12 protein-coding genes and 1 tRNA gene are annotated in these 13,743 nt (G+C 71.7%); 7 read left to right on the top strand and 6 right to left on the bottom strand.

The features are described 5' to 3' along the window. Position 1 precedes the first annotated feature (1 nt). Together ID574_RS12160 and ID574_RS12155 are read left to right on the top strand one after the other, a co-directional pair. Positions 2–184 carry a helix-turn-helix domain-containing protein gene (locus tag ID574_RS12160; protein WP_188188902.1) on the top strand — a complete coding sequence of 61 codons (183 nt, stop codon included), beginning with the start codon at positions 2–4 and terminating at the stop codon, positions 182–184. Continuing rightward, the gene (locus ID574_RS12155) at positions 181–1,323 is read left to right on the top strand and encodes a tyrosine-type recombinase/integrase (protein ID WP_188188901.1); all 1,143 of its coding nucleotides are present in this window, start codon (positions 181–183) and stop codon (positions 1,321–1,323) included. Before ID574_RS12160 ends, ID574_RS12155 begins: the two co-directional genes overlap by 4 nt. 64 nt (positions 1,324–1,387) lie before the next feature. Here ID574_RS12155 and ID574_RS12150 read toward each other — a convergent pair. The 3 genes from ID574_RS12150 to ID574_RS59620 all read right to left on the bottom strand — a co-directional run bounded on the left by ID574_RS12150 (position 1,388) and on the right by ID574_RS59620 (position 2,342). Continuing rightward, positions 1,388–1,463, bottom strand: a tRNA-Ala gene (locus ID574_RS12150). A gap of 15 nt (positions 1,464–1,478) precedes the next feature. After that, positions 1,479–2,207: an HAD family hydrolase gene (locus ID574_RS12145; protein ID WP_188188900.1), complete on the bottom strand. Its 729-nt coding sequence runs from the start codon at positions 2,205–2,207 to the stop codon at positions 1,479–1,481. Between the two features lie 15 nt (positions 2,208–2,222). Next, positions 2,223–2,342: a DLW-39 family protein gene (locus ID574_RS59620; protein ID WP_020542320.1), complete on the bottom strand. Its 120-nt coding sequence runs from the start codon at positions 2,340–2,342 to the stop codon at positions 2,223–2,225. Between the two features lie 466 nt (positions 2,343–2,808). Between ID574_RS59620 and ID574_RS12140 the strand changes: the two genes are divergently transcribed. Then, positions 2,809–3,762, top strand: a complete 954-nt coding sequence (locus ID574_RS12140) for a hypothetical protein (RefSeq protein WP_188188899.1) — start codon at positions 2,809–2,811, stop codon at positions 3,760–3,762. An 85-nt stretch (positions 3,763–3,847) separates the two neighbouring features. Here the strand turns inward: ID574_RS12140 and ID574_RS12135 are convergent, their stop codons facing one another. Both ID574_RS12135 and ID574_RS12130 read right to left on the bottom strand, forming a co-directional pair. Continuing rightward, positions 3,848–5,194, bottom strand: coding sequence for an MFS transporter (locus ID574_RS12135; protein ID WP_188188898.1), 1,347 nt, complete (start codon positions 5,192–5,194; stop codon positions 3,848–3,850). Continuing rightward, entirely contained in the window at positions 5,191–5,640 is a 450-nt protein-coding gene (locus ID574_RS12130; RefSeq protein ID WP_188188897.1) for a carboxymuconolactone decarboxylase family protein, read from the bottom strand. The genes ID574_RS12135 and ID574_RS12130 overlap by 4 nt, the downstream gene beginning before the upstream one ends. Positions 5,641–5,707: 67 nt before the next feature. Between ID574_RS12130 and pdxR the strand changes: the two genes are divergently transcribed. Further along, positions 5,708–7,111, top strand: a complete 1,404-nt coding sequence (gene pdxR, locus ID574_RS12125; protein WP_188188896.1) for a MocR-like pyridoxine biosynthesis transcription factor PdxR — start codon at positions 5,708–5,710, stop codon at positions 7,109–7,111. Here the strand turns inward: pdxR and ID574_RS12120 are convergent. Next, positions 7,067–7,585, bottom strand: a complete 519-nt coding sequence (locus ID574_RS12120; protein ID WP_223166616.1) for a universal stress protein — start codon at positions 7,583–7,585, stop codon at positions 7,067–7,069. The two genes, pdxR and ID574_RS12120, sit on opposite strands and share 45 nt — an antisense overlap. Positions 7,586–7,694: 109 nt before the next feature. Between ID574_RS12120 and ID574_RS12115 the strand changes: the two genes are divergently transcribed. Genes ID574_RS12115 through ID574_RS12105 form a run of 3 tightly spaced genes read left to right on the top strand, consistent with a single transcriptional unit; the run spans position 7,695 to position 13,739 of the window. Continuing rightward, entirely contained in the window at positions 7,695–10,889 is a 3,195-nt protein-coding gene (locus ID574_RS12115) for an AfsR/SARP family transcriptional regulator (RefSeq protein ID WP_188188894.1), read from the top strand. Between the two features lie 36 nt (positions 10,890–10,925). Next, the gene (locus ID574_RS12110) at positions 10,926–11,087 is read left to right on the top strand and encodes a hypothetical protein (RefSeq protein ID WP_188188893.1); all 162 of its coding nucleotides are present in this window, start codon (positions 10,926–10,928) and stop codon (positions 11,085–11,087) included. Positions 11,088–11,135: 48 nt separating this feature from the next. Next, positions 11,136–13,739 carry a LuxR C-terminal-related transcriptional regulator gene (locus ID574_RS12105; protein ID WP_188188892.1) on the top strand — a complete coding sequence of 868 codons (2,604 nt, stop codon included), beginning with the start codon at positions 11,136–11,138 and terminating at the stop codon, positions 13,737–13,739. Positions 13,740–13,743 lie beyond the last annotated feature (4 nt).

Below are 13,743 nucleotides of genomic sequence, written 5' to 3'. Positions count from 1 at the left end.
CATGGACAAGCTGCTCTATCGGCCCAAAGAGGCCGCTCAGGTGCTCAGTATCAGCCGGTCGGCGCTCTATGAGCTGCTGCGCGCCAACAAGATCCGTTCAGTCAAGGACGGCAAGTTCAGGTTCATCACGGCACGGGCGCTGGCGGAGTACGTCGATGCCCTGGAAAAGGAGGCCGCGTCATGACGGACAAGGGACGTCGTAGGCGGGCGAACGGCGAAGGATCGATCTACCAACGGGCGGACGGCTACTGGGTCGGCGCGTACTACACCTACACCGTCTCGGGTAAGCGCAAACGGCAGGTGGTCTACGGTCGGAGCTGGGATGAGGTCAATGACAAGCTCCTTGAAGCCAAGGAGAAAGCCCGGCGCGGCATCCCCGTGCCGGACACGTCGTGGAAGCTCGGGGAGTATCTGGCCTACTGGTTAGAGAACGTCATCAAGGTCAAGCGTCGCCCGGCCACGTACTCGCTGTACGAGTCGAATATCCGCCTCTACCTCAAGCCGGGCCTGGGCAAGAAGCGGCTCACCAAGCTCACGGTGGCTGACGTGCAGATCTTCATCAATCAGCGCATCGAAGACGGGCAGTCCGCGAGGTTGGCTCAGATCCTCCGAACCATCCTGAGTTCGGCGCTCACGCGGGCCATGCGGGAAGAACTGATCAGTCGCAATGTGGCTCGGCTGGTCGAAATTCCCTCGGCCCCGCGCAAGGAGATCGTTCCTTGGACCGTGGCTGAGGCTAAGTCCTTCCTCGGCGCTGCGAAAGACGACCCCCTCTATGCGGCGTTCGTGCTGCTCGTTCTGTACGGCGTGCGCCGCGGGGAGGCCCTGGGGCTCCGCTGGTCAGATGTGGACTTCGACTCGGGAGAGATCCGCATCCGTCAGCAGATCCAGCGGATTCAGGGAGAGATCCGGATTGGGCCGGTGAAGACAACGGCGGGCAAACGAGACCTTCCGTTGCTCGCCCTCGTCCGGGCCGCCCTGAAGAAGCGTCAGGAGGAACAGGCGAAAGATCGCGAATTCTGCGGCGAAGCTTGGCCAGACACTGATCTCGTCTTCACCACTCGGACGGGTCGTCCTGTCGAGCCAAGCAACCTCGTGCGGACCTACAACCGCCTCTGTGAGACCTACAAGATTCGCCGTATTCGGGTCCATGACATCCGCCATACAGTCGGATCACTTCTCAAGACCCTCGGCGTTCCGCCGCGTGATGCTCAAGTGATCCTCGGGCATGCTCGGATCACCACCACGCAGGAGATCTACACCCATGTCGACAAAGAGGCCAAGCAAGAGGCGCTCGACAAGATTCACAAGCTCTTCGAGTGAAGCCGCTGCTACAGAAAGAAGCTACAAACGCCGCCTTCCTGATCTTGGGAGGCGGCGTTTCGCCTGGTGGAGCCTAGGAGATTCGAACTCCTGACTTCCTGCTTGCAAAGCAGGCGCTCTGCCAACTGAGCTAAGGCCCCTTCGACGAAGATAGCTTACCGGGCGGAGGAAGCCACCTGCGTCGTGCCAAGGTCGTCGCTCAGCACCAAACTCGGGAAGTCGATGATCGAGTCCAGGATGTGGGTGGCGCCGCCCTTCAGGAGGCGCTCGCGGCTGTGGACGCCCGTCATCAGGCCGGCCACGATCGAGGCGCCGGCGCGGCGGCCGGACAGCATGTCGCTCTCCGAGTCACCGGCCACTGCCACGTTGCGGACGTCGTCCACTTCCAGGCGGAGCACGGCGTGCAGGATCATGTCCGGCCAGGGGCGGCCGCGGCCGCCGGCGTCCTCGGGTGAGATGGCGAGGTCGATCTTGTCGTGCCAGCCGAGGACGCTGAGGATGCGGCTCAGCGTGGCGCGGCTGAAGCCGGTGATCAAGGCGAGCTTGATGCCGGTGCCGCGGAGTTTGTCGAGGACCTCCATGACTCCAGGCATGGGCTCGAGACCTGCCCGGTCCAGAGTGCCCTCGAAGGAGCGCTCGAACGTCAGGTTCGCCGCTTGTGCCTGGGCCTCGTTTCCCGGGAAGATCCCGCGGAAGACGTCGATCTTGGGACAGCCCCGGGACCGGTGCACGTGAACCATGGCTCGCGCGTACGCTCCGGTCCCGGGCACTATGCCTTGGGTCGCGATCGCCTCTGCGAAGGCGCGCTCGACCATGGCGATGTCACCGACCGTGGTGCCCGCTAGATCCAGGCACACCAACTTGATGGGGACGATGTCACTCATCGCCTCGCCGGTCGGTTAGTTCTCGCTGCCGGTCGCCTCGGTCCAGAGATCGAGCTCTGCGCGGTCGGCCTGCACCTTACGCCAGATCAGCAACCCCCCGAGGGCGATCAGCGCCAGAACGAGCAGCTTCTTCACGGTGTGACCCCACTTCTTCGACGGCCTCACCTGCCGGGGTGAGACCCAACGGTTGACAAGCAGCCTAGCAAGGGATGGCTGCGGTCCCTGTGTTCCGCACGGACCAGATGTGCGGAATGGGCGAAGAGCAAGTGTTCAGGATCCCCACCATACCTGTCCCATCTCGCACATCGACTTGCTGGTAATTACTCAAAGTAACGACATGTCATCCCGTATCGGGTCCCTCCGTGGTGATCTGCCTGGTGGTGACCTTGTCTCAGGACGCGTCGGACTCGATCATGCCGTATGTCGTGGGTCGGTGCGCGGGTCGGCGTGCGGTGGGCGTGGGTGTGGCCACGCTCTTAGCGAACAAGCGGCCGTACGGGGGTGCGGGTCCGTACCTGATGAAGAGTCCCGAAGGCCGAGGGCATGCACGTCAGTCAAGGGAGACCGTGATGAACACCGCGGTGGAAGAGGCCGGGCGCTCATGAACGCGCCTGCCAAGCTCGGCGCCTACGCCGTGGGGCTGGTCGTGGTCTTCGGGTGCGCGCTGGGCGTGGGGCGCATGGTCGGGCCCACGGAGAGCTCGGCGGAGATCCAGAACCATCCTGCTGTGGTGCTGGCGAAAGAGATGGCGGAGGGTCGTGGGGGCGGGGGCGCCACCACGAAACACGAGCACGGCGGTGCCACTACTCAGGAGCAGACCCCTGGGGGGCTCCAGGTGTCGCAGAACGGGTACACCCTCAATCCGCTCACCACACCCGTGACCGGCCGGCCGATGGACTTCCGGTTCACCATCACGGGGCCCGATGCCAAGCCGGTCACCGATTACCAGGTTGAGCACGACAAGAAGATGCACCTCATCGTCGTCTCACGTGACCTGACGAGCTTCCAGCACGTGCATCCGGAGATGGGCGCTGATGGAGTGTGGTCGGTCAAGCTGACGCTCCCCAAGGCGGGTACGTACCGGGCCTTCGCCGACTTCTTCCCCACAGGCGGCGAGAAGCTCACACTCGGCGCGGATCTACAGGCCCCAGGTGATTTCCAGCCCGAGCCGCTTCCACACGTCAGCCGTACGGCCACGGTCGACGACTACACGGTGAACCTCGCGGGTAATGTGGTCGCCGGCCAGTCCAGCAAGCTCACCCTCACCGTCAACAAGGGCGGCGAGCCGGTGACCGACCTGCAGCCCTACCTCGGCGCGTACGGCCATCTCGTGGCGCTCAGGGCCGGCGATCTGGCCTATCTACACGTGCATCCCGAGGATGGCGAGAAGGCGGGGCCGGAGATCACCTTCTACGCCGAGGTGCCGAGCAACGGTGACTATCGGCTGTTCCTCGACTTCCGGCACGGCGACAAGGTACGTACGGCCGGCTTCACGATGCCGGCCACCCTGTCGGATGGGCACGTTCCGTCGGCGACCCACGATCACAGCCGCTGACGCGCACAGCCCGGCCCCGGACGCGATGCAGAGGAGAAGGCCGGATGAGCCTGGTCGCCGCGCCGGGCTCGTGGTGGCCGCGTGGTCAAGCCGACCAGCAAGGAGGCCGTCGCCCAGCCGCCGTGCGAACAGACCACCTGACGGCCGGTGCCATGGCGACGCCGGCTGTCACGAACATGGCCCCGACCGCCAGCCACCCGAGCGTCCCGCCACCGAGCACGAGCGCGGTGAGCGCGACCGGCCCGAGCATCCTGGCCACGGCCACGCCGCTGCCGAAGAACCCCTGGTACTGGCCCTGCCGGTCGTCCGGGGCGAGCCCGAAGCTGATCTCCCAGGCCCCCGCCGCCAGAAGCATCTCGCCGACGACCAGCAGACCGGCCGCCACCAGCAGGAACACCCATCCGTACGGACTGAGCGCGAACACCGCGCAGGCCGCGAGCATGACCAGCCCCGCCTGACGCACCGACGACGACGCCCTCCGCAGCCCCTTCACCCGCCGCGCCATCCGGACCTGGAAGAGCAGCACGCCGCCGGTGTTGATGAGCAGCAACGCCGAGACGACCCAGGAGGGCGCGGACGTACGTTCGGCGATCCACAGCGGCACTACCACGCTGAGCAGCGGCATGTAGAGGAGCATCACCGCGTTGATCAGCGTGACGACCGCATAGGGACGGTCCCTGAGCACGCTCAGCTTCGGCCGGGCAGCGGAGGACGCAGCGGAGGAGGTGGCGGCGGAGGCGGCGGCTGCTACGGGCGCGGGCCGTACGGCAGGCAGTCGGGCCAGCAGCGCCGCGGCCACGAGGAAGCTCACGGCGTCGAGCGCGAACAAGGTCAGGTACGCGGCAGGCGTGTTCAGCCACAGGGCGATCCCGCCCAGCGCGGCGCCCACGGCCAGACCGCCGTTGAGCGTGGCCTGCAGCACCGCCCGCACGACGGTCCGCTCCGCGGGCTCGACCAGACCGGCGAGCAGGGCCTGGCGGGCGGCCGACAGACCGGTCTGCGCCGTCCCGTACAGGCAGGCGACCAGCACGAACGGCGCGAACGACCGGACGAACATGAACGAGGCCACCGCCACCGCGGTCAGCAGGGCCAGCACCACGGCGACGCCGCGCGGGCCGCGCCGGTCGGCCAGGTGGCCGAGCGGGACACCGGCCACCGAGCCGACGCCCCAACCCAGCGTGAGGCCGAGGCCGATCTCGGCGGCGGGGAGACCGACGATCCTGGCGAAGTAGAACGCGGAGGTGACGAGGTAGACCCCGTCTCCGACGGAGTTCACGAACTGAGCCTGCGCCAGGAGCCGGCGGCCGGTCACGTCCTGCGGCAGCGTACGGCGGCCGGTCACGTCCTGCGGCAGCGTACGGCGGCCGGTCACGTCCTGCGGTGGACGGCGCCGGCCGTTCGCGACCTGAGCCAGGATGCGCCGGCCGTTCATGACTTGTACGACTCCGGCGTCATCCGGGTGGCGACGCCCATCCGGTTCCAGGCGTTGATGGTGGCCACGGCCACGACGAGCGCGGCCAGTTCCGGCTCGCTGAAGTGCGCGGCGGCCTGCTCCCAGACGTCGTCCGTGACATCGTGGGTCGAGAGCCGGGTGGCCGCGTCGGTGAAGGCGAGGGCGGCCCGCTCCTGGTCGGTGAAGAAGGGCGCCTCCCGCCAGACCGCCACCGCGTGCAGCCGGGCGTCGCTCTCCCCGGCCTGCTTGGCGTCCGAGCTGTGCATGTCCACGCAGTAAACGCATCCGTTGATCTGGCTGGCGCGCAGGCGCACCAGCTCCAGCAGCGGCTTGGGGAGGGTGCTGGCGGCGACGAACCTGTCCAGCCCGGCCATCGCCTTGTACGCCTCACCGGCCAGCGATCCGAGATCCATTCGCTCTGTCATGCCCCCATCTTCAACCCGCATTTGTCCCGTTATAAGCTCCAATTTCCGGAAATTTGATTGGGCCAAGATGGACGTCCACATCACGCTCGAAGGCCGCGGCGACCTGGCCGCGCAGGTCTACCGGCAACTCCTCGACGCCATACTCGACGGCCGGCTCAGATCGGGCGAACGCCTCCCCCCGACCAGGGAGCTGGCCAGCCGTCTGGAGATCTCCAGGAACACGGTCGCGCTCGCCTACGACCGCCTCGTCGCCGACGGGTTCCTGGTGGGCCGCGCGGGGGCGGGCACGTTCGTGTCGGCGGAGCCGGTCCGCGGCAGGGCGGCGCCCAAGGGGGTCGTGCTGCCGCGTGCGGTCTGGCGGGAGATCGAGACGCCGAGGCCCGTGGCGACCGCCCCGTACGACTTCCGCGTCGGCATGCCCGACCCCCGCCTGTTCCCGATGGAGACCTGGCGCCGCCTGGTGACGCGCGAGCTGCGCTCCGGCGCCGCGGCGTACGGCGACCCGGCCGGCCACGAGCCGCTGCGCGAGGCCATCTCCCGGCACATCGGCATCAGCAGGTCCGTCCACGCGGGCGCCGGCGACGTGCTGGTCACCAACGGCGCCCAGCAGGCGCTGGACCTCATCGGCCGCGTACTGATCGAGCCCGGCGCCGTGGTGGCCGTCGAGGAGCCCGGCTACCCGCCCGCCCGCCTGCTGTTCCGCTCGCTCGGCGCGCGCGTGACCGGCGTCCCGGTCGACGCCGAGGGCATCGACGTCCAGGCCATCCCGAGCGCGGCGCGCATCGTGTACGTCACCCCGTCCCACCAGTTCCCGCTGGGCACGCCCATGTCGCTGGCCCGCCGCGCCGCCCTCCTGGCCTGGGCCGAGCGCCGCCGGGCAGTGGTGATCGAGGACGACTACGACAGCGAGTTCCGCTTCGGCGAGCGGCCGCTCGAGCCCCTTCAGAGCCTCGACAGGGCCGGACGCGTCATCTACGTGGGCTCGTTCTCGAAGACCCTGCTCCCCATGCTCAGGCTCGGCTTCCTCGTCGCCCCCGCCTCGCTCGCCCCGGCGCTGCGCACGGCCAGGCAGCTGTCTGACTGGCACAGCGAGTTGCCGACGCAGGCGGCCCTGGCCCGCTTCATCGACGAAGGGCTGCTGGCCAGGCACATCAGGAAGGCGACCCGTGAGTACGCCGCCCGGCACGCCATGATCGCGGAAATGCTCGCGGGGGACGACCGCCTGCGCCCGGTCCCGTCCACGGCCGGTCTGCACCTGTGTGCCCGCTTCGCGCCAGGCGTGTCCGTACGCCCCGCGCCCGGCCTGGCGATCGAGCGACTGGAGGCGTACTGCGGCGAGCCCCCGGCGCAGCCCGGCCTCGTCCTGGGCTACGGCGCGATCGCGAAAGACCGGATCCCCGAGGGCCTGCGCCTGGTGAAGCGGTCCCTACGGATGTCGGCGGCTCCAGAACCGACGGCTTCGCTCCCCTGACATCTCGGGGTCGTCGGGCGCGGCGGGCTGCTGCACGATCACGACGGTGGTGCGCGCGTGCCGGGCGCAGTACATGCTGGTCGACGGCAGGAAGATCCTGCTGAGCAGCCCGCGCCGGCCCCGGCCGAGCACCAGCAGATCGCCCTCCCTGGCCAGATCGACGAGGTGATAGCCGGGATCGCCGACCCTGCCCACCATCGCCGTCGTGAGATCGTCGGGCACGCCGCCCGCGACGTCGTCGAACGCCGCGCCGATCACCTCGGCGCAGCGCACCTCCTCGCCCATCCTGACGGCCTGTTGCACGGGCAGCGCCTCGGGGAAAGGGTGGACGGGCGCGCGGCTGACGTGCACGGCGACCAGGGCCATCCGGTGCAGCCTGGCCACCCCGATGGCCCAGGCCAGCGCCCAGCGCGAGGCCGGGGACTCGTCCACCCCCACGATCAGCCTCGCACCGCCGGGCAGATCCTGTTCCACGGTGCCTCCTGTAAGAAGTACGACCATAGTGCGCCTACCCACTGGTTACCGGGAGGTGGCACTTTGCGAACTATGGAGTCGCCTACGAGGGCGGGCGTAGCATTCTGGGGTGGACCGAGGGTGGGTGCAACCCCGTCCCGCCCTCGACCGGCGGCTGGACGGGGCGCTGACGCACAGGCTCACCACACTCGTGGCAGCTACAGGCTACGGGAAATCCATCGCGCTGGCCGGATGGAGCCAGGCCGTCGGCGCGGTGCTGCACCGGCTCGGCCCGGCCGACCGCGACCTGCCCACGCTGGCCGGAGCCGTGGCGGCGGCCCTGTCGGAGGCGGTGCCCGGCCTGCCCGCCGACCTCGTCACCACGGCGCAGGCGCCGCTCGGTCCTGACGCCGACGAGCTGTCCAGGGCGGCGATGCTGGCGGGCGCGCTGGCCGAGGCGCTGGCCAGGCGGCTGCGGCGGGCGCTCGCCCTGGTCTTCGACGGCGTCGAGGCGATCGCGGGCGCGCCGGGCGCCGTGCGCTACGTGGAGACGCTGGTCCGCGCCGCGCCCCGGCACCTGCACGTGGTCACGGCGTCGCGGGAGCCGCTGCCGTTCCCGACCGCGCGGCTGCGCCAGGACCACGAGGTGCTCGACTTCGACGCGACCGACCTGGCGCTCACCCCGGAGGAGACCGCCGCCTGGGCCCGTGACCGGCTGGGGGAGCCGGGCGCCGCCGTGGCCGCCACGCTCCACGAGGCCTGCGGCGGCTGGCCCGCCGCCGTGCGGGCCGCGCTCGACGCGCTGGCCCGCGAGGACCCGGCCACGTGGCCGCGCACCGCCGAGAGCCTGGCCGCGACCTCCGCCACCCTCGAACGCCTCACGCTCGACGCGTTCAAGGGCCTGCCCGCGCCCATGCGCGAGCTCCTGCGCGCCGCCACCGTGCTGCCCGTGCTGACCGGCGGCCTGGCCGAGGCGCTGGGCGCGCCGCCCGACACGCTGGAGTCGCTCACCAGCCGCGGCCTGTTCCTCGAGGCCGGCCAGGACGGACACCGCCTCACCCTGACCAGCGCGCACGTGCTGGCCGCGCACGCTCCGCTCGACCGGCACGAGGCCCACGACGTGGCCGCTGTGGCCGCCCGCTGGTACACCGAGCACGACCAGCCCGAGCTCGCCCTGCGCGCCGCCGTCGCGACCGGGCACACCGGCCTCACGGCCTCCCTCCTCGACACGTACGGGCTGCGCCTGGCCGAGCGCGGCGACGTGATCGCGGCGCTGGAGCTGTTACCCGAGGCCGCCAGGCGCTCTCCCCCGATGCTCAAGCTGGCGGGTGTCGCCGAGCAGAGCCGCGGCCACTGGGATCGCGCCCGCGACCTGCTCGTCCAGGCCGCGGCGGGCCCCGCGTTCGACGCGTTCGTGGCCAGGCGGCTCGGCCTGATCGACCACCTGCGGGGCGACTACGACGCGGCGTTCGCCACCTACCGCAGGGGCCATGAGCACGGCTTCCCGCCCGCCGACGCCGCCATGTGCGCCGCCTCCATGGCCTCCGTGCTGTGGATGAGAGGCGACCGGGCGGGCTGCGCCGAGCTGGCCGACCGGGCGCTGGAGCAGGCCGTCAGCGTGGGCGATCCGGCCGCTCTGGCGATGGCGAACACGGTGCTGGCCATGCTCGCCGCCCTCGACGGCGACCGCCGCGCCAACGACGCCCACTACCTGCGGGCCCTGGAGTACGCCGAACGCGCCGGCGACGTCTTCCAGCTCATCCGCATCCACGCCAACCGGGCCTCCCGCTACCTCGACGAGGGCGCCTGCGCCGAGGCCGTGGCCGAGACGGACCTCGCGGCCCGGCTGACGGACCTGGTGTCGTTCGCCCCGTACGCGGCGCTCAACGCCGCCAACCGGGCCCAGGCGCTGATCGGGCTCGGGCGCCTGGAGGAGGCCGCCACCGAGGCGGCCGCGGCGGTGGCGGGGTGGGAGGTGATGGGGTCCCGGCTGGTCACCCTCGGGCTGCTGAGGCTGGCCGAGATCCACACGTTGCGCGGCGAACGCCGGGCGGCAGTCGCGATCTACCGGCGGATCATCCCCGAGGCGCCGCCCGGCGACGTGCAGTCGGTCTCCTACGCGCTCAACGGGCTGGCCGAGCTGCTCTGCGACGACGACCCGGAAGAGGCGGCCCGCGTCGCGGAGCAGGCGCTCGAGTACGCCGAGGGCATCGCCGGAGTGCGGGCCCGCATCGTGAGCGCCCGCGTGGCGCTGGCCGCCGGGCGGCATGACCAGGCCAGGGCGACGCTCGACGAGACCGAGCCCCTGGCGGTGCGGCGCAGGGACCACGCCGCCCAGGCCTCCATCGCGGAGCTGCGCGCGGAGCTCGACGGAGATCCCAAGCTCGCCGACGAGGCCGTACGCAAGTGGGCGACGCTCGGTGACCCGGTCGGGCAGGCCAGGGCGGAGCTGGTCAGGGCCGCGCTGTCCGATCCCGCGACCGGCCGGGACACCGCCGCCCGCGTCCGGGAGCGCATGCACGCGATCGGCTGCCGGGTGCTCGACGACCGGATCGACGCGCTGATCGGCCGGGCCGCGCCGGAGCGGGCGGCGCGGGTGGTCGTCGAGACCATGGGAACGTTCCGGGTGCTGCTGGGCGGCGTGCCCGTCTCGCGTACCGCCTGGCAGTCGCGCAAGGCCCGCGACCTGCTGAAGATCCTGGTCAGCCGACGGGGGAGCGGCATCAGCAGGGAGCGCCTGGTGGAGATCCTCTGGCCGGAGCAGGAGGACGAGGCGGTCGGGTTGAGGCGGCTGAACGTCATGGTCTCCACGTTGCGGGCGGTGCTGGATCCCGAGCGCCGACGCCCTCCCGACGACATCGTGGTCTCCGAGGAGGGCGCGTTGCGCCTGGATCTGTCGCACGTCGATGTCGATGTCGAGAAATTTCTGGACATGGTGGGCGCGGCCACCAGGCTCGACCAGGCCGGCCACACCGCTGAGGCGCTGGAGCGGTGGGCGGCCGCCGAGAGTGCCTACGGCGGTGAGTTCTGCGAGGAGGACCCGTACGCGGACTGGGCCGTGGGGCTGCGCGAGCAGGCCAGGCTTGCGTACGTGCAGGCCGCGGCCAAGCTGGCCGCCGCCCGCACGGTCGAGCGCCACCACGACGAGGCCGCGCGTTACTGGCTGCGGCTGCTGGAGCGCGACCGCTACGACGAGCGTGCCCACCTGGGCCTGGTGCGGGTGCTCGACCTGGCCGGCCGCCGCGGCGACGCCCGCAGGCGCTACCACATGTACGCGGAGCTCATGCGCGAGCTGGAGGTGGAGCCCGCCCCGTACCCCACCTGAACCAGACCTGAACCGGTCGGCGAGATCGTTTCCCATATGAGAACGGTGATCGTCCGGCTGGTCGAGCCCGAGCAAGCGGGCGGCCAGCTCCGCGGGGTGCTCGAAGAGGTCGGGGGCGAGGCGGTGCCGTTCAGCGGCACGGACGCCCTGCTCGACCTCCTTCGCGACGCCGCCGGCCTCGGACAAGCCCCGGCCTGAACCTTCCGCGAACCGCCCTGACGCACGATGACGGCGAGAGGAGGCGCGATGAGCGAGCAGCTGGGGAGCGGATGGCCGTTCGTCGGGCGAGGGGGGCCGCTCACGACCGTACGGGAGGCGCTGCGGTCGGGAGCAGGCGTGATGATCGCCGGTGAGGCAGGAGTGGGCAAGAGCAGGCTGGCGGCGCAGGCGCTGGCCGGGCTGAGGGGATACGCGGTGGTGCGCGCGCTCGGCACCGAGACCGCGTCGATGATCCCGTTCGGCTCGTTCGCGCACGTGCTGACGGGCCCGCCCGAGGAAGGCGAGAACCTGCTGCGCTGGGCCGCCCGCCACCTGCATGCCGCCGGGCAGCCGGAAAGCGCCAGTGAGCTGCTGGTCAGCGTGGACGACGCGCACCGGCTCGACGCGGCCTCGGCGGCGCTGGTGCACTACCTCGCCGAGAGCGGCGAGGCGAGGCTGCTGGTGACGGTACGCAGCGGCGAGCCGCAGCCGGAGCCCGTGGCCGCGCTGTGGAAGGACGAGCTGATCACCAGGGTCGAGCTGCCGCCCTTGACCGGGGAAGAGGTCGGGCAGGTGCTCGCGGGGGCGCTCGGCGGCGAGGTGGCCGGCGAGACCGTACGGCACCTGGCCAGGGTCAGCGGGGGCAACGTGCTCTACCTGCGCGAGGTCGTGCACGCAGGCCGCGCCTCCGGGTGCCTGGCCGAGCGGGACGGGCAGTGGCACTGGCGCGGCGAGCTGTCCGTGACCACGCGCCTGCGCGAGCTGGTGAGCGACCGGATCGGCCACCTCGACGCGGACGAGCGCGAGGTGCTGGAGCTGGTGGCGTTCAGTGAGCCGGTGGGGGCCGAGCTGCTGGCGTCGCTGACCTCGGCCCAGGCGGTGGAGCGGGTCGAGGACCGCGGCCTGGTCGTGAGCGTGGCCGAGGGCCGGCGGGCGCAACTGCGGCTCGGCCACCCCCTGTATGGCGAGGTCGTCCGCGCCGGCTGCGGCACGCTGCGCACCCGGCGCCTGCGGCGGATGCTGGCCGAGGCGCTGGAGTCCACCGGGCTGCGGCGGCGCGAGGACCGGCTGCGGGCGGCCGTGTGGCGGCTGGACAGCGGCTCGGCCGCAGACCCCGGCACGCTCGCCGCGGCCGCGCGGCTGGCCTGGGGCCGGCAGGATCCGCGGCTGGCGGCGCGGCTGGCCAGGGCCGCGATCGACGCCGGCGCGGGCGTCGCCACGGTCGCGCTGCTCGGCGAGATCCTCATGGTGCTGGGCGACGCCGACTCGGCGCTGGCGGCGCTGCGGCGGGCGGCGCGGGACGCGGTCACCGAGGGCGAACGCGCCCAGCACGCCATCAGCCTGGGGATCAACCTGGCGTGGACGGGGACGGACGCCGAGGCGTGCCGATTGCTCGACGTGGCCGCGGAGACGATCTCCGACCCGGTCTTGCGGCAGGAGGCGCACATCTACCGCGGCGTGGCCGACTTCCTGGCCGGGCGGCTGCGCGGAGCCGCCGGGTCACTGGCACGGGCGCTCGCGTGCAGGCCGGCGACGGTGAGGGGCACGGCGCACGCGGCCGGCCTGGACGCGTGGATCGCCGCCTACTCCGGGCGGTTCCAGTACGCCATCGCGGTGGCCGATCGGGCGCTGGCGGACGTGGCCGGCTGGGGGGACGAGGCGCCGCACGCGCTTCCGACGCTGCTGGACGCGCGCTGCGCCGCGCAGGCGTTCTCGGGGCGGCTGGAGGAGGCCGCGCGTACCGCCGAGGAGGGAATGGGACTGGCCGCGGGCGAGCTTTCCGTGACCGGGTTCGGCACCTATCGGGCGCTGGTCAGCAGGTTGCGCGGGGAGGCGGCGGAGGCCGCCAGGTGGTGCCGCGACGACGCCGCCAGGTTGCCGGTACGCACGCCGTACCTGGGCCGGTGCCTGGGGGAGCTGGCCCACGCGCTGGCGCTGCTGGGCCGGGTGGAGCAGGCTCGTGAGACGCTCGCGGAGGCGGAGGAGCCGGTGGCGCGCTGGCCGTTCACCCGCCAGCCGGTGCTGCAGGCGGCGGTCTGGGTGGCGGCCGCCGAGGGCGACCTGGACGAGGCGGTGCGCCTGTGCGTGTCGGCGGCCGACCTCGCCGAGAAGCACGAGCAGGTGGGCGGGCTGATGTTCGCTCTGCACGACCTGGTCCGGCTCGGCTCGCCCGACCTGGCCGCCGACCGGCTGTCCGCGCTGGCCGAACACGTGGACGGGCCGCTGGCCGGGCTGTTCGCCAGGCACGCGCGGGCCACGGGACACCCGGCCGAGCTCGCGGCGGTGGCGGGGGAGTTCGAGCGGCTCGGCCTGGTGCTGTACGCGGCCGAGGCCACCGCTCAGGAGGCGGCCGCGTACCGGGACGCCGGGCGCGGCACGCTGGCCAGGGGCGCACAGACCAGGGCGTGGGCGCTGGCCAGGCGCTGCCCGGGCGTCACGACGCCGGCACTGGTCGAGCTGGCCACGCCGGAGCTGACGCCGCGGCAGCGGGAGATCGTCCGGCTCGCCGCCGCGGGCTTGACGAACCGGGAGATCGCCGACCGGCTGACGCTGTCCACGCGGACGGCGGCCAACCACCTCCAGGCCGCCTACGACAAGCTCGGCGTCAACGACCGCACCCAGGTGGGCCGCCTGCTGGCGGCGCTCCAGTAACCGT

The sequence above is a fragment of the Nonomuraea sp. SYSU D8015 genome (assembly GCF_008065375.1).
Classification (GTDB): Bacteria; Actinomycetota; Actinomycetes; order Streptosporangiales; family Streptosporangiaceae; genus Nonomuraea.
The sequence above is the reverse complement of the archived record's forward strand: the minus strand, read 5'-3'. Positions and strand labels throughout refer to the sequence as shown.